The following is an 18,745-nucleotide window of genomic DNA, read 5'->3' as shown; positions in this document are numbered from 1 at the left end:
AATATTAACTATACAACTAAATGGAAATACCTTCAATAGTCCTTTTCATTTCTTAAAACTTTATTTGCTTAATGAATTTTCATTTTTAGGCAAAACAAAAGACTGAGACATGAGCCTCAGTCTTTACTGTTGTTCTTATAGCACGATCAAAAACCAGTAAAATCTCCAAAAATCGGCAGCATCAGCTCAATAATCCAGGTCAGACCGTCAAAAAATAAGATAATCCCCATTCCAATCATAACCCATCCACCTGTTTTCATGATTGCTACACTTTTCTTTTTGATCCAGCTGGTCTTACCTAAGAAAAATGAAAGAATAAAAAACGGTAGCGCAAAGCCAAAGAAGTATGACATCATATATGGGAAGCCTGATCCCGGATTGGATGCTGACAGTGTGAAAACTGCACCTAAGATCGGGCCCATACATGGTGTCCAGCCGGCTGCAAAAGCTAAACCGATTAAAAGTGAGCCGAAGTAGCCTGAAGGACGGGATTTAAAACTCAGCCTTCTTTCTTTCATCAAAAACTCCGGAGAAAATACGCCAATAATGACCAAACCGAACACCACAATTAAAATTGCACCGACCTGTCTGATGGAGTCCTGGTATTGAATAAACACATCAGAGATCCATGTTGAAGTAAAAGCCAAACCTATAAAAACAAGCAGAAACCCAAGCAGGAAGAATAATGTATGCAGAAGACTGGATTTCTGTCTCATCCCTTTACCCTTAGACAAATCGTCAACTGACATTCCAGTAATGTATGATAAAAATGCCGGATAAAGCGGTAACACACAGGGCGATATAAAGCTTAAAAATCCTGCCCCAAACGCCCATAAGATATTTAAATCCTCCATAAAAACACTCCGATCCATATTCGCTAGCTTCATTTTAGCAAATATACTGCCAGTTCTCATTGTCCCGAATATAATATGTACAAAACTATTTTAAAGACGTTATAGTTTTGTCACAAATCAGCTTGTAAAAATAATGGAATTAGGGATTAATTTCTTTTCAATTTCCCCTTTTTTCTGTATACTAGATCCTAAGTTAATTGAATGACAAATAATGTATAGGTTCCTGCTACAGAGGATCCTGATGAAAGGGTAGACTTTGAATGGGGGATCAACAAAAGAAGCTACTTGAAGCAATTGAAAACAAGCGTCAGGTATTAATACGTACTGCTGCACAAGAAGGATTATCATCCCCTTCAGCTGTCCGTTACTCACAGGAGCTTGACGATTTGCTTAATGAATTTGAGAAAACACACACTTACAGTCCCGCTGCGCTAGAAGTGCAGACAAAATAAAAGAGACTTCCGTCAGCCGGAGGTCTCTTTTATTTCCTTTGGATGCTGCTAAATGATGTCGCAGGTTTTGTTTGGATCATAATAAAAGGTACCTCTATTGGATAGAAGTACCTGTTAATTTATTATTTACCCTGTTGCTTATTCATAGCACTCATCATCTGATTGATTTTTTTCTGCGACGGTTTCATACCCATCTGCATCATCATCATGCGAAGCATTTGCTCATTGATTGGCGGGTTCTTTTTAAGATAAGTCATCATATATTTACGCGCGATGAAGAATCCAAGTGCGACTCCGGCCAGCAAAGCAACAACAATTAATACAATTGCAAGCCATAATTCCATTTCATATTGCCTCCTATTTGTTACTTTCATATAAAAGTGTACAAGAACACTGCGCATTATACAATCATTTATTACAGAATTCGAGTAGTTATATTAAATTTATTTTAACAGCTAAAGGTACTTTTCACAAATAAAGCCGGTGAGCAGTTTTCATGCTCACCGGCTTTAAAAACCTGTTTAAGATTGTAACAGAGCTTCCACTCTTCTTACAACGTTTTCAACTGAAAATCCGTACTCTTCCAGTACTTTTCCACCTGGAGCCGAAGCACCAAATGTATCGATACCTAGTACGTCTCCTTCGTCACCAGTATAACGTTCCCAGCCAAGCGGTGAAGCCATCTCTAGTGCAAAACGCTTTTTCACGTTTTTCGGCAGAACAGACTGCTTATAATCAGCTGACTGCTTTTCGAAACGGTCCCAGGATGGCATAGAAACCACTGCAGCATCAATATTTTTCTCACGAAGTGATTGTTGAGCTTCATAAGCAAGACCCACTTCAGATCCACTTGCCAGCAGAAGAACATCTGCTTCATCCTTGCCGGATGGAGAAACTACATATGCACCTTTTTTAACACCTTCATAAGCGCTCTTAGCAGTACCAGGCAACGTCGGAAGACCCTGACGTGTTAATACAAGCGTTGTAGGGTGATCCGTTGCTTCCATTGACAGCTTCCATGCAGCAGCAACTTCATTGCCATCAGCTGGTCGGACTACTGACAATCCAGGCATTGCTCTAAGTGATGGTAATTGCTCAACAGGCTCGTGTGTCGGACCATCTTCACCGACTGCAATACTATCGTGCGTAAACACATAAGTAACCGGTACACCCATTAATGCAGATAATCTGATGGCAGGTCTGACATAGTCACTAAACACGAAGAATGTACCACCATACACACGTAGTCCCCCATGAAGCGCCATACCGTTTAAAGCAGTGCCCATTGCGAATTCGCGTACACCAAACCAGATATTTCTGCCATCTGGCGTTTCCGGAGTAAAGTCAGCTTCATCTTTCATCATCGTGTTATTAGATCCAGCAAGGTCTGCTGAACCTCCGAACAATGTTGGCACAGTTTTAGAGATCGCATTTAATACCTCTCCTGAAGATGCACGGCTTGCAAGTGATTTACCTTCCTCATATACAGGAAGATCCTGATCCCAATTGTCAGCCAGTTTTCCGTTAATCGCATCTTCAAGCTCCTGCGCTAATTCAGGATAAGCAGATTTGTAGCTTTGAAACTTTTCATTCCAATCTTTCTCTTTCTCACTGCCATTTTGAACAACAAGCTCTTCAAAACGCTTATAGACTTCATCTGGCACATAAAATGCCTCTTCTGCTTCCCATTGGTAAGCTTCTTTAGCAAGTGTCGCTTCGTCTGTACCTAGTGGAGCACCGTGTGCTTTTGAAGTACCAGCTCTGTTAGGTGAACCGAAACCGATCACAGTTTTAATTTCAATCATCGTAGGACGGCTTGTATCAGCTTTGGCTTCTTTAATTGCATCTGCAACTTCAGCTACATCATTACCATCTTCTACGCGGATATACTGCCAGTTATATGATTCAAATCTCTTTTTAACACTCTCCGAAAACGAGCGGTCAAGATCGCCGTCAAGGGAGATATCGTTTGAATCATAAAGAACGATCAATTTATCAAGCTGAAGATGTCCTGCAAGAGAAGCCGCTTCAGAAGAAACACCTTCCATCAGGTCACCATCACCACATAATGTATAAGTATAATGGTCAACTACATTATGGTTTTCACGGTTGTACTTGGCACTTAAATGCTTTTCAGCCATTGCCATTCCTACAGCCATACCAATTCCCTGTCCAAGCGGTCCAGTAGTTGCCTCTACGCCTTTCGTATGTTTGTATTCAGGGTGACCTGGCGTTTTAGATCCCCATTGTCTGAAGTTCTTAATTTCATCAAGTGATAAATCATATCCGGAAAGATGCAGCAGGCTGTAAAGAAGCATAGAGCCGTGTCCTGCTGAAAGTACAAAACGATCACGGTCAAACCAGTCTGGATTTTTCGGGTTGTGATTCATAAATTGAGTCCATAGGGTATATGCAAATGGAGCAGCCCCCATTGGCAGTCCCGGATGACCGGAGTTCGCTTTATCAATTGCATCAATTGATAAAGTTCTGATTGTGTTAATTGCTAAGTCGTCTGTCTTGTTAAACATCATCTACATCCTCTCTAAACTCACGTGATACGTCTTATTGTACAAAAAAAAAGAAGAGATGTACAAACATCTCTTCTTTTAATCATAATTCTCTAGATCCGTGGGCTATATAGGGAGATAATTAGTTCATTTTATTCCTGCTTTTTGCATCCTTGAGCTTTTGTGGCGTTACATCTTTACCTTCCGGGTCAACAACAGTCACATTTTCAATGGTCTGTTTCATTGAACCTCTGAATGCCTGTAAATATTCCTGTCTCAAAGCCCTTTGTTCCTCAGCTTCAATCTTTGTTAGCGTATCTTCTTTTGATTTTTTTGACAGTTCATTAATTCTTTTAATTTTCTCATTAGATAACATGTCTTTCACCCTTTCTTTCAGGTAAGCTTCTATGTATGTTAAAAGAAAGGGGAAAGTTTGACAAGTAATATGTTTACTTCGCTTCTGAATCCATATATTCAGTATACCTTCTATGAACAGTCGCTTTGGAAACCGGATGACCCAGCCCGCGTAAAACAGATGAAATCTCCTGGAATGTTAGACCGTTACCGCGCAGTCTTACAATTTCATCTACAGGGATTTCTATCTTTTCTCTTCCTTCTTTATTCCCGCGATTTTTCAGATTCTTGTGAGGTTTGAACCCCTTTTCAACTGCCCGCTTCATCCCTCTTTTTATCTTCAGGTTATGAAGTTTTCTCTGATGCTCCTCAACCATACTGACAATCTGCAGGATCATTGAATCTGATTCAGACAGCTGCAATTCACCATCATGAGCGATTGTATATATCTTTATTCCTTCTTTTTGGAGCGTGTGTAACAATGCGATCTTTGCATTTCCGCGTCCTATCCGGGTTTCATCCTGAATCAAAAGACCTTCTGCTTCATATAAACGTACATGATCAAGCAGTTCAAAAACACCTTCACGATCCAGGTCATATCCACTTTCTTTTTTACTGATAATCGAAACGACCTGATAGTTCATTTTATCAGCAAGAATTTTCAATTCATCTTCCTGCCGGGAAAGTGAAGTTTCCTGAGTTTCTTTTTCAGTACTGACTCTGCAGTAAATAATTACTTTCAACACGATCACTCCTTATTTCCGATCAGATGCCAGGTGAATCGCGTCATCACTGAATTTAAACGCCTCCTCGGGTACAGGGAGCTCCAGCTGTTCTCCTGCCACGATCAGATGTGAGGACAGCCCGTTATGTTCGGTTACCCATTCTATAAACCCCTCAGGCGTCATAGAAGTATGGCTGGCGTATTCTTCAGCATACGCCCAAAGCGTGTCCCCTTTTTGCACTGTAATTTCTGCATACGTTGCATCACTATTAGCTGTATTAGTAAAAACAAGAAATAAGCTGAAAAAAAGTGCAGTCACCACGAATAGAATAACAAATGAATATTTTCTCCACAATGCAGTCATTATTGATCGCCTCCATCGAATATGTGTTCGCTTTTGTTAATTCGAGTATAATACGAACATTTGTTTTGGTCAACATAAAAATCGAACTTATGTTTGTATTTTTAAAAACCATATGCTATAATTTAGAAAAGTTTTTAACTGAAAAGAGGTGCTGCAATATGAAGAAATTATCAAAACGCCAGCTTGATATATTAAACTTTATAAAACGTGAAGTTCAGGATAAAGGTTATCCGCCTTCCGTCCGTGAAATCGGACTTGCTGTTGGTTTAGCTTCAAGCTCTACGGTGCACGGACATCTTGCAAGACTTGAGAGTAAAGGATTAATCAGAAGAGATCCTACAAAACCAAGAGCAATTGAAGTTATTTCTCTAGAAGAGGAAAAAATTCCAACTCAACGCGTAGTCAATGTACCACTCGTTGGTAAAGTAACAGCAGGCTCACCTATTACTGCAATTGAAAATGTAGAAGAATATTTTCCTCTTCCTGAAAGGCTTGCATCTTCAGATGACGCCGTGTTCATGTTGGAGATCATGGGAGATTCTATGATTGAAGCAGGAATTTTAGACGGGGATCTTGTAATTGTTAAACAACAAAACACTGCTAACAATGGTGATATTGTTGTTGCAATGACTGATGAAGATGAAGCAACTGTTAAACGTTTCTTTAAAGAAAAAGACTTTGTCAGACTACAGCCGGAAAATTCCTCTATGGCACCAATTATTCTTAATAATGTATCCATACTCGGAAAAGTTGTAGGGGTATACAGACAGGTTCATTAAAAAAGCTGAACGCTTTGACATAATCGTCAAAGCGTTCAGCTTTTTTAATTTTCCCCAGATATATTACCGGTTTGATAACACTTTCTTTATATAAATTGCAACTTCCTCTGGACATTCTATAGGTAGCATATGCCCGCCGCTTTCAAACATATGAGTTTTACAGGTTCTGATCTTATCCTCTGCTTTTTCCAGCAGTTTAAAAGGATCATATATCACTTCTTCGCGGCCGACTGCAATATTTACTGGCATCATCAGCGATGCAAGTTCTTCTTTTTTAAACATTTTCGGCGGTGTCATGACATATTCCCAGCTGACATATTTTTGACCAATATAGTAAAGCTTAAAAAGCTTTTCATGTTCGTCTCGCCTTCTCACAGTCAGCCACCTGCAAAAATGATTAACAATCACTGACTCCCGGGGAATCAGATTAGTCAGCATAAGTCTTGAATAGAAAGATAAGTTCATTCTTTTGATTGAAGCAGCAGGCGACAAAACAATCAGTGATTTAACACGATCAGGTTTTAGAATGGCATAATTCAGTGCATGCCACCCGCCGTTTGAATGCCCTACGATTGTAACACTTGCAAGATTTAAGGCATCAAACAGCTCAGTAATCCATGTACTGTAATCTTCACGTTCATTTAGATGTTCTTTCGTGTTGCTATGATTAAATTCTCCGAGTACATTAACAAAATATAATCTGTAATCGCCTATAAGGTTGTTGGCTACTGCATACCATTCAGCTGAACTAAAACCAAAAGCATGAAAAAATATAATCGGTTCTTTATCCTGGTCACCACAAGTTAAGACTGATACATCTCCAAATGAGGTGTCAATAGTGTTTTCTTCATAAGGGATATCCCATAATTCCATTACTTTATCTTGTGCGTTCGAATATTTCTTATATCCTTCTTTTGATTTAAAACCTCTATATGTGTCTGCCATGAAAATCCCCCCCTCTATTTGATATACCCATTTTTTTTAAAAAGTGTCCTTATACATAAAAAAACCGGAAGCTGAACAGCTTCCGGTTTCTGAATGATTAATACATTTCTAAATACTGTTCTCTCTCCCATGGGTGAACCTGTGTGCGGAACATATCCCATTCGATTTCTTTTGCTTCAACGAAGTGCTCAAAGATATGGTCGCCAAGTCCATCGATAATGACCTGATCCTTCTTAAGCTCTTCAAGTGCTGCAAATAGTGTACCAGGCAGATCTTTAATACCTGCTGCTTCACGCTCTTCTTTATCCATTACATAAATGTTTCTGTCAATAGATTCAGGTGGAGTCAGACCGTTTTTGATCCCATCAAGACCTGCTTTAAGCATAACTGCCATAGCAAGATACGGGTTAGCAGAAGGGTCAACTGAACGTACTTCGACACGTGTACTCATTCCGCGGGAAGCAGGAATTCTCACTAACGGACTACGATTTCTTGCAGACCATGCGATATAACAAGGTGCTTCATAACCTGGCACAAGGCGCTTGTATGAGTTAACAGTAGGGTTCGTAACTGCTGTAAACCCTGAAGCGTGCTTAAGAATACCAGCCATGAACTGCTTCATTGTTTCACTCAGCTGCTTATCAGCATTTTCATCAAAGAATGAGTTTTTGCCTTCTGTAAATAAAGACATGTTGAAGTGCATTCCTGAGCCGTTAACACCAAATAATGGTTTAGGCATAAAGGTTGCATGTAATCCGTGTTTTCTTGCAATCGTTTTAACAACAAGTTTAAACGTCTGGATATCATCACAAGCAGATACTGCATCAGCATACTTAAAATCAATTTCATGCTGACCAGGTGCTACTTCGTGGTGAGACGCTTCAATTTCAAAGCCCATTTTTTCAAGTTCAATTACAATATCACGTCGGCAGTTTTCCCCAAGGTCGGTAGGAGCAAGGTCAAAATATCCGCCTTTGTCATTTAACTCAAGTGTTGGCTCTCCATTAACATCAAGCTTGAACAGAAAGAACTCCGGCTCTGGCCCAAGGTTAAAATCAGTAAATCCAAGCTCTTCCATTTCAGTTAATACACGCTTTAAGTTATTACGCGGATCACCATCGAACGGTGTTCCATCCGGATTATAAATATCACAGATCAAGCGTGCTACTTTACCGTCTCCAGCTGTCCATGGGAATACTACCCAAGTATCAAGATCCGGGAATAAATACATATCTGACTCTTCAATACGAACAAAACCTTCGATTGATGAACCATCAAACATCATTTTATTATCTAATGCTTTCTCTAATTGACTTACAGGAATCTCAACGTTTTTGATTGTACCAAGGATATCAGTAAATTGAAGTCTGATAAAGTTTACGTTTTGCTCCTTAGCCATTTTCATAATGTCTTCTCTTGAATACGTACTCATTTGTAATTCCTCCTGTTTTTATGTAATTTTTTAACGAAAGAATCTTGAAAGATCTCCCGCTCTCAAACTGTTTTTGCTGTACTTGCCATTACCCATCATTTCCTGTTTTAACAGTTTTCTTAAATCACTCTCTGATAAGTCCGGCTTTTTAGCAGGTCGATCTGATTCGGCTTCTGTGCCATCCCCCAGGATCCGCTTAATTCCAGCCATATTGACTCCCTGCTCTAGTAAATCCTTGATTTCAAGCAGTTTATCAATATCGTTCAATGAAAAGAGACGGCGGTTCCCTTCCGTTCTTGCCGGAGTTACTAATCCATGCTCTTCATAGTAGCGAATCTGACGGGCGGTTAAATCGGCCAGCTGCATGACTGTCCCAATAGGAAAAAGCGGCATGCTCCGTCTAATATCACTGCCCATCATATAACCCCTTTCTTGCCTGTCGACAATCTAACTATATAACATGTTAAATTTTCTGTCAACTGCATGTTAGGTTTTATTACATGATATTTACCTGACTATTTTTTTGTTCCCTTATTTCATGGGATTTATGCATAAATGTTAAAAATAAATAATTTTTATTCAACTTTCATTCAAAAAAGCTGAGACAATTTTCTGCCTCAGCTTTTTCTACCGTATATTTGTAAGCATAAATTATATGGATTTCATTTTTTGCAGCGCAGCACTTATCGCTAATTTAATATGCTCATAAGTAAGCCCGCCCTGAATATACGCTGCATAAGGAGGTCTGAGGGGTCCATCGGCTGATAATTCTATACTCGATCCCTGAACAAAAGTTCCTGCTGCCATAATCACATCATCCTCATAGCCCGGCATGTAATCAGGATAAGGAGTAAAGTGAGCATTTACAGGCGAAAACTCCTGAACTCCCTGACAGAAAGCGATCATTTTTTCTCTGTCCTGAAATTCAACAGCTTGGATAAGGTCCGTTCTAAACTCGTCCCAGGCGGGTGTAGTAATCATCCCTGATTCTTCTAACAGGGCAGATGTGTATACCGCTCCCTTTAGCGCCTGACTGACTACATGAGGAGCAAGGAAAAAGCCCTGATACATTTCCTGTAACGCATTCAGACTAGCGCCTGCTTCTGCACCAATCCCCGGAGATGTCATACGGTACGCACAAAGATCAATCAGTTGCTGTTTTCCGGCAAGATAGCCACCTGTTTTCGCAAGACCTCCACCAGGATTTTTTATTAATGAACCGGCAATTAAATCAGCTCCAGCTTCAATCGGCTCCTCTGATTCCACAAATTCCCCATAGCAATTGTCCACAAATACAATGACATCCGGAAAATATTCTTTAATTGACTGTACTGCATTTTTAATGTCATCAATTGTACAGGATGGCCTCATCGCATATCCTTTTGAGCGCTGAATACCAATTACTTTAGTATTTTCTTTCATATTTGAAAGTACGCTTTCAATATCAATCTTCCCATTTTTCAGATCTGTCTGCTGATAATGAATACCGAAGTCTTTTAAAGAACCGTTATCAGACCCTCTCAGACCGATAATCTCTTCTAACGTATCATAAGGTTTCCCGGTAATATAATGCAGTTCGTCTCCGGGTCTTAAAATACCAAACAGTGCAATATTAATTGCGTGGGTCCCTGAAATAATCTGTGGCCTTACTAGTGCTGCATCAGCTTTAAAAGTGTCAGCATAGACAGCTTCTAGCGCGTCACGACCATGATCATCATATCCATAACCTGTGCTAGGGTGAAAATGACTGTCACTTATTTTCTTATTCTTAAAAGCCTGAAGCACCTTCAGTTGATTAAATTCAGCAATTTTTTCGATTTCTTTATGGCGCCAGGCAATTTTTTCTTCAATTTTATTACTTAATGCAAATATTTCTTCTGTGTAATATTGACCAATCATGTAAACGCTCCTGAACTATATTTTACTTGCTAACGGGTGATCTTTACTGATATAACCTTCAGCAAGGTAATGTTCTTCTTCTTCAACAAATGATAATTTTAACAGCATACTTTCTTTCTTCAGCTGTGCTAAAACTTTTCCATCATCTGAAGAAATCGTCATTGTATATGGCTTTAGTATTTGTTTAGCCTCTTTTTCAATTTCAGTCAGTACTTTTTTACTTTCTTTTTTTGCCGCACTTATTAGTACGAAAGGGTCGCTCCGGTCAGCTACAAAATCGCTGCTGAGCAGGTCTTCTTTATTATATACGGTCATCCTTGGAATCTGGTCCATTTCAAGTTCATTTAGAAGCTTTTTTACAGTTTTTTCATGACCCGCGTGATTAGGATGAGACGCATCTACAACGTGCAGCAGAAAATCAGCTTCTTTTACTTCTTCAAGCGTAGACCTGAATGAGGCGATCAACGATGTCGGCAGGTCCTTAATAAACCCCACAGTGTCTGTCATAATCGTTTCGAAGCCACTGGGCAGTATACATTTTCTTGAAAGAGGATCGAGTGTAGCGAAAAGTTGATTTTCTTCAACTGAATCTGCATGAGTCAGTAAGTTAAAAATCGTGGATTTCCCAGCGTTAGTATAACCGATCAACGCAATTTGAAATGCCTGATTCTGCTTTCTTCTATCTCTATAAATCGAACGGTGTCTGACAACCTGATCAAGCTTCTTTTTGATCTCCCTAATCTCTCTTCTAATATGTCTACGATCAGTTTCCAACTTTGTTTCCCCAGGACCTCTTGTACCGATTCCCCCTCCGAGCCTTGACAGTTCAACACCCTGTCCACCAAGTCTAGGCAGCATATATTCAAGCTGGGCGAGCTGCACCTGCAGCTTACCCTCTTTAGACCGCGCCCTCTGCGCGAAGATATCAAGAATCAGCTGTGTTCTGTCGATAACTCTTGCATCAAGTACCTCAGATAAATTTCTGTTTTGACTCGGAGATAATTCACTATTAAAAATAATCAGTTCCGGTTCATATTCTTCTGAGGCATTTGTAAGTTCCTCCAGTTTTCCTTTACCAATATAAGTTGCAGGATGAACTTTTTCCATGTTTTGAACTAAGTCCAGCACCGGTTCAGCACCCGCTGTTTCGGTTAAAGCATGTAATTCATTCATTGATTCACTAAAGTCCTGATCTGTTCTGTCAGTATTAACCCCGACTAAAATTGCTCTTTCCATTTTCATTCAAAAACACACCCCTTTATCCCGTTATCAGTACATTGATAAAAATATGGATTCTTAAGATTGAATTGCGTTCGATTCATGATACAATCAACTTTGGTTCAATTCAAGCGGAAGGCAGGAGGATAATCGTTGACCTGGGAAGTATTAAGTATGATTGGCACCATCGCTTTTGCAATATCCGGCGCGATTATCGCAATGGAAGAAGAATACGACATTTTAGGCGTTTATATACTCGGAATTGTCACAGCCTTCGGCGGCGGTGCAATCAGAAATTTGTTAATCGGCGTGCCTGTCTCGGCTTTATGGGAACAGGGCATGTTTTTTCAGGTTGCACTTCTGTCAATCACTGCGGTATTTCTGTTTCCGCATAATTTACTGAAACACTGGAAACGGTGGGGTAACATTTTCGATGCAATGGGTCTTGCAGCTTTTGCTATCCAGGGTGCGATTTATGCCGTAGAAATGAATCACCCCTTAAGCGCAGTCATTGTCGCAGCAGTGCTGACAGGAAGTGGCGGCGGTATAATCCGTGATTTGCTCGCAGGCAGAAAGCCGCTCGTACTTAGATCTGAAATTTATGCTGCGTGGGCTATTTTAGCAGGTTTTGCGGTCGGACTGGGCATCGCATCTGAGCCTTGGCAGCTATACCTTTTATTCATCATAACAACAGCGCTTCGTATTTTATCATATATTTATAAATGGAGATTACCTTTTAAATCAATTCATACAGCACACTCTTAAGCAGAATCAGCCTAATGATTCTGCTTTTCTTTTTTATATACTTCAATTCCTTTCATCACATCTTCTTCAGTAATGTCCATACAATCTTTTCTGGTCAACCCATCATATTTCAAAAGACGAACGGCCTGAGACCTGATAATAAACTCAACAAGATTTCGGACAAAACGGCCATTTCCCGAGACATCCTCCATTTCCCTCATATTCCGTAACAGCATGTTGGCTGCTGGTTTTGATATAGAATAATCTTTCATATAGAACATGTTAAGTGCAATTTTATTCAGATCCTTCAATGCGTAATCAGGAAAATAAAGAATATGTGCAAACCGGCTTTTCAAACCGGTATTCATGCCTAAAAAGCTGTTCATTTCCCTTTTATATCCAGCAAGGATACATACGAAACTTCCACTTTTGTCTTCCATATGCTTAACTAACGTATCAATCGCTTCTCTTCCAAAATCCTTTTCTCCCCCTCGCGACAGTGAATAAGCTTCATCGATAAAGAGAATACCTCCCTCAGCTTTTTTAAGAAGTTCCCTCGTTCTTACTGCAGTATGTCCGATATATTCTCCCACCAGATCCGCTCGCTCAGCTTCAACAAGATGACCTTTTTCAAGTATATTCAATTCCTTAAGCAGTTCCGCCATGATTCTTGCAGCCGTTGTTTTTCCGGTGCCCGGATTTCCGTAAAATAGCATGTGGTGTGAATGCCGTTCTATTTTCAAGCCAAATTCTTCTCGCTTCTCATTTATGACAGCCCAGGCGGCTATTGTTTTCAACGTCTCTTTGATATGATCCAGGCCAACAAAATGTTTAAAGGCACTCTCAATTTTTTGCCATTCCTGACTTTCAATCTGTTGAGATGAATGTTTCTGGCTGATAATGAATTTAACCTGCCCGTTCATGATTCACCCCTCGGAAAATTTCATAACTCATTATATGAAATTTTAAAAAGTACATGATAAATGAAAAAAGCACGCCTTTTAGGCGCACTTTTTATTAGGCTTCTGTTTGAATGACAACATTTTTAGAAGGAACAAATGTTGAAATGGCATGCTTATATACTAATTGCTGCTTCCCTTCTGATTCCAGCATGACTGTAAAACTGTCAAACGCTTTAATCTGCCCACGGATTTGAAATCCATTTAGCAGGAAGACCGTTACAAACGTACTTTCTTTTCTTAATTGATTTAATACCTGATCCTGAATATTAACAGCTTGTTTCATCTGAGCGCCTCCTAAAATTGACTGTCTTTAACTTGTTCGCCTTTAACGACCAAATTCCTGCAAAAAATCAATTATTTCCTTAATCTTTTTTTCTCTGTTTTCTGACATGTTAAACCACTTGAAGTCCATTTTGTTGCGAAACCAGGTTAGTTGTCTTTTAGCGTACCGTCTGGAATTCTGTTTGATCCGATCCAGTGCGACTTCATAAGTAATTTCCCCTTCAAAATAAGCGTACAGTTCCTTATAACCGATCGCCTGGACTGATGTTACATCACGAATACCACTTTCATAGAGCCCTCTTACTTCGTCGATAAGCCCTTCTTCAATCATCATGTCTACTCTCTTATTGATTCTTTGATATAAAAGGTCCCTATCCATATCAAGACCAATTAATTCATGGTGGTAAAGCGGTTCAGGAGTTTGAGATGCTTTTAAATCTGCTGGTGTCATGCCGGTTGATTCAATTATTTCAAGTGCTCTTATGACACGTCTTACATTATTCGGATGAATTGCTGATGCGGTTAGGGAATCCCGCTCCGTCAGCTTCTTATGTAGATCAACTCCCTCCAGATGCGCTTTCTCCAGTTGTAACCTGATTGCATCATCTTTTCCTTTGTCAGAGAAGTTGTAATCATATAATACCGACTGAATATACAACCCTGTCCCTCCGGTTAATACCGGTATGGCACCACGGGTGTGTACCTCATGAATTTTTTCTCTGACAGCGCGCTGATACTCAGCAGCTGAAAAAGACCGATCAGGTCGAATAATATCAAACAGATGGTGGGGTACTCCCTGCATTTCTTCAGGTTTGATTTTAGCTGTTCCGATATCAAGTCCTTTGTATACCTGCATAGCATCCCCATTAATTACTTCACCATTTATTGCTTTCGAAAGCCTGATGCTGAGTTCAGTTTTACCTACTGCTGTAGGTCCTGCAATAACAATAACTTTATTTCTCATTTAATCCCTCTACTTTTCCAATCCAATTCAAAATATCACTGATTACCTCTTCTGAATTAAGTTCATTCAGCATTTCATGCCGTCCATTTTCATACATATGAACTTCCACTGATTCAATGCCGGAGTTTGTATAGATTTGAGCTGATTTAAAAACACCTTTACCAAAATCACCGACAGGATCATCTTCTCCGCTCACAAAAAGCATCGGAAGATCTTTACGAATCTGTGCAATTTCCGTTTTATTATAAATCATTCTAATTCCATTAAATAGTACTTTGTAAAATCTGTTTGTCATTACAAATCCGCACATTGGGTCATCAATATACTTTTGAACTTCGTTTTCATCTGAGGAAAGCCAGTCAAAAGGAGTTTTTGAATCAGGAAATGACTGATTATAACTGCCAAATGACAAACGGTTTAATAATGTTGCTTTTTCTGTCGGCTGAAACATACTCAACACTGAAGCAAGTACAGTTGCAGGTAGACCAATTCCACCAAGCGGACCATTGGAACCTGATAAAATAACGCCATCATACGCTGACGAGTAAGTCTGAATGACTCTTCTGGAAATAAAAGAGCCCATGCTGTGACCAAGAAGATAAATCTTCCCGCTGATCAGGCAGCGTTTTTTTATTTGAATTACATCTTTTGCCAGCCTGTTGAAGTCTGCTTCTATGCCGTAATCACCAAATGGTCCTTTGTTTTCAGCTGTCAGCCCATGGCCCCTGCAGTCATGTCCGAATACGTGATAACCAGCTTGATTTAAATGCTTAGCTAAATTTTCATAACGACCAATATGCTCTGCCATTCCATGACAGAGCTGAATTGATCCTTTTATATGAGGCTGGCCGGATCTCCATATCACTGTATGGAGATCCTGACCGTCTGATGTTCTGGTGAAAAATGACTCTTTCATTTAACCACCCCAAAGAAATTTATTTTACCGGTTCAACTGCATCGTGCAGCTCATTTTCAAGCTCAATCTGATATGACTGATAAGTTGCTTCATCCCACCCAAGCAGGTTTTGCATTAATTTTAACACAGCTTCCTTCTGAGCGTGAACTGCATGAATATCAAAGAATAACCGGCCTGTTCTTCGGATGAAAAAGTCTACAGGTTTCACTGTCATTTCTTCCTGAATTGCATATACCACTTCAGCATATAAAGCAGGCGTCATCGGTGATTCGAGCTGCATACCCTTAGCAGCATGCGCAAGTGTAAACAACTTGTCTGCATTTGATCCATAAAATGCCGCAATTCTTTTCCCTTCCTGTTCAGTTAAACCATATTGTACAGCTTCTTTTGCTTTGGATTCAACAAAATGCTGGTAATTTTTTGAACCGCCAAAGTCAGCACCCGACAGTGGAAGATGAACTGTTTTGCACTTTGAGAAAGATTTTTTCGCTTCTTTTTTAAGTCGCTCCGCTGAAAGGTCTACAACATGCTCTGCCATTTTGCGGTATCCGGTCAGCTTTCCTCCAGCAATAGTGATGAGTCCACTGTCATGCTCCCACACTTCGTCTTTTCTGGAGATTTCAGAAGGGTCTTTTCCTTTTTCAAAAATCAGCGGGCGAACACCTGCCCAGCTGGACTCCACTTGATCTTCAGTGACATCAACGCCAGGAAACATATAGTTGATTGAATCCAGAATGTAGCGCTGGTCTTCAGCTGTCATTTTAGGATTGGCTGTATCTTTGTCAGTTCCATAGAAAGTATCTGTTGTTCCAATATAAGCTTTTCCATCACGCGGAATCGCGAACATCATTCTGCCATCCGGCGTATCGAAGTAGAGTGCCTGATTTAAAGGGAAGACAGATTGATCAAGTACTAGATGTACACCTTTTGTCAGTTGCAGCTCTTTATCATTGGTTGAATAATCTTTATTTCTGACTTTATCCACCCAAGGTCCTGCAGCATTGATAACTTTTCTGCCAAGTATTGTTTGCGTATCACCATTGATCTGGTCTTTTACTTCTACTCCTGACACTTTCTTTTTATCATAAGTGAATCTTTCAGCTTTTACATAGTTGATAAAATCTGCGCCGTTTTCTACCGCTTTTTTAATGATCTCAAGCGTGAGTCTGGCATCATCTGTCCGGTATTCAACGTAGTACCCTGCACCCTTCAGTCCATCCTGTTTGACTAACGGCTCTTTTTCTGTCGCTTCAGAAGCACTCAGCATTTTTCTGCGCTCCTGCTTTTTAACACCTGCAAGATAATCATATACACGAAGCCCAACAGACGTTGAGAACTTACCAAATGTACCGCCTTTATGAATCGGAAGCATCATCCACTCAGGAGATGTTACATGCGGCGCATTTTCAAATACGATCGCTCTCTCTTTACCAACTTCTGCCACAAGCTTTACTTCAAACTGTTTCAGATAGCGCAGGCCGCCATGCACAAGCTTTGTTGATCGGCTTGATGTTCCACCGGCGAAATCCTGCATTTCAATAACAGCTACTTTCATACCGCGTGTTACTGCGTCAAGCGCGATCCCCGCACCTGTGATACCGCCGCCAATAATAACTAAGTCATAGACTTCCTCTGACATTTTTTTAAGCTTTTCTGATCTGTTCGCACTTGAAAAATTCATAAATATCCTCCTTTAATCTGTAACCATTTGAAAATGAGATTTTTTGTAAAAAGTAGAAAAAGAGAGGCCGAATCCATATATGAAAAAACTCATAATGAATCCAGGCCTCTCTGCTCTCTACCCCGTTTATTAACTTGACTCTATAATACCATATATGAGGTTTACTTAAAAGCCTGAGCTGCTTTCACTGCTTTTTGCCATCCGCTGTAAAGCTGATCACTGTTTTCTGTATCCATAACAGGATCGAATTCTTTATCAGTTTTCCACATCTCTGCTATTTCATCTTTGCTTTGCCAGAAGCCAACAGCAAGTCCTGCAAGATAAGCTGCACCAAGTGCTGTTGTTTCACTGACGACCGGACGTTCCACAGGAACATTTAAAAGGTCGCTCTGAAATTGCATAAGAAAATCATTCTGAACTGCTCCTCCGTCAACACGGAGTTTTTTCAATTCGATTCCAGAGTCCTTCTCCATTGCATCCAGCACATCTTTTGTCTGATAGGCAAGACTCTCCAATACCGCACGGACAAAGTGCTCTTTTGAAGTACCACGTGTCAGGCCAAATACAGCTCCTCTGACATCGCTGTCCCAGTAAGGGGTTCCAAGCCCAACAAACGCCGGTACTACATATACACCATCAGTCGAATCAACCCTCTTGGCATAGTCTTCACTAGCAGAAGCAGTCTTTAACATACGCATGCCGTCACGGAGCCACTGAATTGCGCTGCCGGCAACAAATATACTGCCTTCAAGCGCGTATTCAACTTTCCCATCAATTCCCCATGCCAGAGTGGTTAACAGGCCACTATCAGATTTTACAGATTTTTCTCCTGTATTCATCAGCATAAAGCAGCCGGTACCATACGTATTTTTAGCCATTCCTTTTTTGTAGCACGCCTGACCGAATAGTGCGGCCTGCTGATCCCCTGCAGCACCGGCAATCGGAATCTGCTTTCCAAAAAAGTGATGAGGCGCTGTTTTCGCGTAAACCTCTGAAGAAGCTTTAACTTCCGGAAGCATCGATTCAGGTACCGTTAAATGCTCTAACAGCTCGTGATCCCATTTCAAATCGTATATGTTGTACATCAGTGTTCTTGAAGCATTCGAATAATCTGTTACATGCGCTTCACCACCTGATAATTTCCAGATCAGCCATGTATCAATTGTACCGAAAAGCAGATCTCCTTTTTCAGCTTTCTCCCTTGCTCCGTCAACGTTATCTAAAATCCATTTTACTTTTGTTCCGGAGAAGTAAGCGTCTATTAATAGACCGGTTTTGTCTCTGAATGTATCATTTAAACCTTTATCTTTCAGCTCATTACAGATATCAGCAGTCTGTCTCGACTGCCATACAATTGCGTTATAAACCGGTATGCCCGTATGTTTATCCCAGACAACGGCCGTCTCACGCTGATTTGTAATACCGATTCCTTCAATCTGATCAGGCTTTACTTCAGCTTCAGATAGTACTGAAGCAATAACTGACAGAATTGAACCCCAGATTTCGTTGGCATTATGTTCAACCCATCCCGGTTTAGGAAAAATCTGCTCAAACTCCTTTTGTGCAAGTTTAACGATTTCCCCTTTTTTATTAAACAGGATGGCTCTTGAACTAGTCGTCCCCTGATCCAGTGATAAAATAAATTTTTCCATTTGAAATTCCTCCCTG

At 40.2% G+C, this 18,745-nt stretch carries 20 protein-coding genes; 3 read left to right on the top strand and 17 right to left on the bottom strand.

Translation table 11 applies throughout. From position 1 onward, the window contains the following. Positions 1-146 precede the first annotated feature (146 nt). Positions 147-854: a cytochrome c biogenesis protein CcdA gene (locus DH10bf12_RS12525; protein WP_471735606.1), complete on the bottom strand. Its 708-nt coding sequence runs from the start codon at positions 852-854 to the stop codon at positions 147-149. Between the two features lie 260 nt (positions 855-1,114). Between DH10bf12_RS12525 and DH10bf12_RS12520 the strand changes: the two genes are divergently transcribed. Beyond that, entirely contained in the window at positions 1,115-1,306 is a 192-nt protein-coding gene (locus DH10bf12_RS12520; RefSeq protein WP_471735605.1) for a Spo0E family sporulation regulatory protein-aspartic acid phosphatase, read from the top strand. 122 nt (positions 1,307-1,428) lie between these two features. Here DH10bf12_RS12520 and DH10bf12_RS12515 read toward each other — a convergent pair whose 3' ends face one another. The 5 genes from DH10bf12_RS12515 to yneA all read right to left on the bottom strand — a co-directional run bounded on the left by DH10bf12_RS12515 (position 1,429) and on the right by yneA (position 5,255). Further along, the gene (locus DH10bf12_RS12515; protein WP_039809078.1) at positions 1,429-1,650 is read right to left on the bottom strand and encodes a YneF family protein; all 222 of its coding nucleotides are present in this window, start codon (positions 1,648-1,650) and stop codon (positions 1,429-1,431) included. 177 nt (positions 1,651-1,827) lie between these two features. Next, a complete protein-coding gene (gene tkt / locus DH10bf12_RS12510; protein WP_471735604.1) occupies positions 1,828-3,834 on the bottom strand; it encodes a transketolase in 2,007 nt (668 codons plus the stop codon). Positions 3,835-3,955: 121 nt separating this feature from the next. Continuing rightward, complete coding sequence (locus tag DH10bf12_RS12505) at positions 3,956-4,189, bottom strand: DUF896 domain-containing protein (RefSeq protein ID WP_471735602.1); 234 nt, start codon at positions 4,187-4,189, stop codon at positions 3,956-3,958. Between the two features lie 73 nt (positions 4,190-4,262). After that, entirely contained in the window at positions 4,263-4,910 is a 648-nt protein-coding gene (locus DH10bf12_RS12500; protein ID WP_471735601.1) for a YneB family resolvase-like protein, read from the bottom strand. 12 nt (positions 4,911-4,922) lie between these two features. Further along, positions 4,923-5,255 (bottom strand): cell division suppressor protein YneA, encoded by a 333-nt coding sequence (gene yneA / locus DH10bf12_RS12495; protein ID WP_471735600.1) that lies wholly within the window; start codon positions 5,253-5,255, stop codon positions 4,923-4,925. A gap of 158 nt (positions 5,256-5,413) precedes the next feature. On the opposite strand from yneA, the gene lexA reads away from it, so the two are divergent. Beyond that, on the top strand, positions 5,414-6,034 hold the full coding sequence (gene lexA / locus DH10bf12_RS12490; protein ID WP_404409336.1) for a transcriptional repressor LexA: 621 nt from the start codon (positions 5,414-5,416) through the stop codon (positions 6,032-6,034). Positions 6,035-6,097: 63 nt separating this feature from the next. Here lexA and DH10bf12_RS12485 read toward each other — a convergent pair whose 3' ends face one another. From DH10bf12_RS12485 to hflX, 5 genes are all read right to left on the bottom strand, one after another. Continuing rightward, complete coding sequence (locus DH10bf12_RS12485; RefSeq protein WP_471735599.1) at positions 6,098-6,979, bottom strand: alpha/beta fold hydrolase; 882 nt, start codon at positions 6,977-6,979, stop codon at positions 6,098-6,100. Positions 6,980-7,076: 97 nt separating this feature from the next. Further along, complete coding sequence (gene glnA, locus DH10bf12_RS12480; protein WP_471735598.1) at positions 7,077-8,411, bottom strand: type I glutamate--ammonia ligase; 1,335 nt, start codon at positions 8,409-8,411, stop codon at positions 7,077-7,079. Positions 8,412-8,441: 30 nt separating this feature from the next. Continuing rightward, positions 8,442-8,828, bottom strand: coding sequence for a MerR family transcriptional regulator (locus DH10bf12_RS12475; RefSeq protein WP_471735597.1), 387 nt, complete (start codon positions 8,826-8,828; stop codon positions 8,442-8,444). A gap of 234 nt (positions 8,829-9,062) precedes the next feature. Continuing rightward, on the bottom strand, positions 9,063-10,307 hold the full coding sequence (locus DH10bf12_RS12470; protein WP_471738235.1) for a methionine gamma-lyase family protein: 1,245 nt from the start codon (positions 10,305-10,307) through the stop codon (positions 9,063-9,065). A gap of 18 nt (positions 10,308-10,325) precedes the next feature. Beyond that, positions 10,326-11,552, bottom strand: coding sequence for a GTPase HflX (gene hflX, locus DH10bf12_RS12465; protein ID WP_471735596.1), 1,227 nt, complete (start codon positions 11,550-11,552; stop codon positions 10,326-10,328). A gap of 129 nt (positions 11,553-11,681) precedes the next feature. On the opposite strand from hflX, the gene DH10bf12_RS12460 reads away from it, so the two are divergent. Continuing rightward, positions 11,682-12,293 carry a trimeric intracellular cation channel family protein gene (locus DH10bf12_RS12460; protein ID WP_471735595.1) on the top strand — a complete coding sequence of 204 codons (612 nt, stop codon included), beginning with the start codon at positions 11,682-11,684 and terminating at the stop codon, positions 12,291-12,293. Between the two features lie 11 nt (positions 12,294-12,304). On the opposite strand, the gene DH10bf12_RS12455 is transcribed toward DH10bf12_RS12460, so the two are convergent. The 6 genes from DH10bf12_RS12455 to glpK form a co-directional block, all read right to left on the bottom strand. Beyond that, a complete protein-coding gene (locus DH10bf12_RS12455) occupies positions 12,305-13,195 on the bottom strand; it encodes an AAA family ATPase (RefSeq protein WP_471735594.1) in 891 nt (296 codons plus the stop codon). 94 nt (positions 13,196-13,289) lie between these two features. Then, positions 13,290-13,517 (bottom strand): RNA chaperone Hfq, encoded by a 228-nt coding sequence (gene hfq / locus DH10bf12_RS12450; protein WP_471735593.1) that lies wholly within the window; start codon positions 13,515-13,517, stop codon positions 13,290-13,292. Positions 13,518-13,559: 42 nt separating this feature from the next. Beyond that, positions 13,560-14,480 (bottom strand): tRNA (adenosine(37)-N6)-dimethylallyltransferase MiaA, encoded by a 921-nt coding sequence (gene miaA, locus DH10bf12_RS12445; protein WP_471735592.1) that lies wholly within the window; start codon positions 14,478-14,480, stop codon positions 13,560-13,562. Beyond that, positions 14,470-15,396 (bottom strand): alpha/beta fold hydrolase, encoded by a 927-nt coding sequence (locus DH10bf12_RS12440; protein ID WP_471735591.1) that lies wholly within the window; start codon positions 15,394-15,396, stop codon positions 14,470-14,472. Before DH10bf12_RS12440 ends, miaA begins: the two co-directional genes overlap by 11 nt. A gap of 19 nt (positions 15,397-15,415) precedes the next feature. Next, on the bottom strand, positions 15,416-17,077 hold the full coding sequence (locus tag DH10bf12_RS12435; protein WP_471735590.1) for a glycerol-3-phosphate dehydrogenase/oxidase: 1,662 nt from the start codon (positions 17,075-17,077) through the stop codon (positions 15,416-15,418). 161 nt (positions 17,078-17,238) lie between these two features. Further along, positions 17,239-18,729, bottom strand: a complete 1,491-nt coding sequence (gene glpK / locus DH10bf12_RS12430; RefSeq protein WP_471735589.1) for a glycerol kinase GlpK — start codon at positions 18,727-18,729, stop codon at positions 17,239-17,241. Positions 18,730-18,745 lie beyond the last annotated feature (16 nt).

The organism is Jeotgalibacillus sp. 10bf12 (assembly GCF_055597105.1).
The sequence above is the reverse complement of the archived record's forward strand: the minus strand, read 5'-3'. Positions and strand labels throughout refer to the sequence as shown.

What these genes read in the sequence shown, in the direction of transcription:
- DH10bf12_RS12525 (WP_471735606.1), bottom strand. Translation starts at nt 854, where the DNA reads ATGGAGGATTTAAATATCTTATGGGCGTTTGGGGCAGGATTTTTAAGC.
- DH10bf12_RS12520 (WP_471735605.1), top strand. Translation starts at nt 1,115, where the DNA reads ATGGGGGATCAACAAAAGAAGCTACTTGAAGCAATTGAAAACAAGCGT.
- DH10bf12_RS12515 (WP_039809078.1), bottom strand. Translation starts at nt 1,650, where the DNA reads ATGGAATTATGGCTTGCAATTGTATTAATTGTTGTTGCTTTGCTGGCC.
- tkt (WP_471735604.1), bottom strand. Translation starts at nt 3,834, where the DNA reads ATGTTTAACAAGACAGACGACTTAGCAATTAACACAATCAGAACTTTA.
- DH10bf12_RS12505 (WP_471735602.1), bottom strand. Translation starts at nt 4,189, where the DNA reads ATGTTATCTAATGAGAAAATTAAAAGAATTAATGAACTGTCAAAAAAA.
- yneA (WP_471735600.1), bottom strand. Translation starts at nt 5,255, where the DNA reads ATGACTGCATTGTGGAGAAAATATTCATTTGTTATTCTATTCGTGGTG.
- lexA (WP_404409336.1), top strand. Translation starts at nt 5,414, where the DNA reads ATGAAGAAATTATCAAAACGCCAGCTTGATATATTAAACTTTATAAAA.
- DH10bf12_RS12485 (WP_471735599.1), bottom strand. Translation starts at nt 6,979, where the DNA reads ATGGCAGACACATATAGAGGTTTTAAATCAAAAGAAGGATATAAGAAA.
- glnA (WP_471735598.1), bottom strand. Translation starts at nt 8,411, where the DNA reads ATGAGTACGTATTCAAGAGAAGACATTATGAAAATGGCTAAGGAGCAA.
- DH10bf12_RS12475 (WP_471735597.1), bottom strand. Translation starts at nt 8,828, where the DNA reads ATGGGCAGTGATATTAGACGGAGCATGCCGCTTTTTCCTATTGGGACA.
- hflX (WP_471735596.1), bottom strand. Translation starts at nt 11,552, where the DNA reads ATGAAAATGGAAAGAGCAATTTTAGTCGGGGTTAATACTGACAGAACA.
- DH10bf12_RS12455 (WP_471735594.1), bottom strand. Translation starts at nt 13,195, where the DNA reads ATGAACGGGCAGGTTAAATTCATTATCAGCCAGAAACATTCATCTCAA.
- hfq (WP_471735593.1), bottom strand. Translation starts at nt 13,517, where the DNA reads ATGAAACAAGCTGTTAATATTCAGGATCAGGTATTAAATCAATTAAGA.
- miaA (WP_471735592.1), bottom strand. Translation starts at nt 14,480, where the DNA reads ATGAGAAATAAAGTTATTGTTATTGCAGGACCTACAGCAGTAGGTAAA.
- DH10bf12_RS12440 (WP_471735591.1), bottom strand. Translation starts at nt 15,396, where the DNA reads ATGAAAGAGTCATTTTTCACCAGAACATCAGACGGTCAGGATCTCCAT.
- DH10bf12_RS12435 (WP_471735590.1), bottom strand. Translation starts at nt 17,077, where the DNA reads ATGAATTTTTCAAGTGCGAACAGATCAGAAAAGCTTAAAAAAATGTCA.
- glpK (WP_471735589.1), bottom strand. Translation starts at nt 18,729, where the DNA reads ATGGAAAAATTTATTTTATCACTGGATCAGGGGACGACTAGTTCAAGA.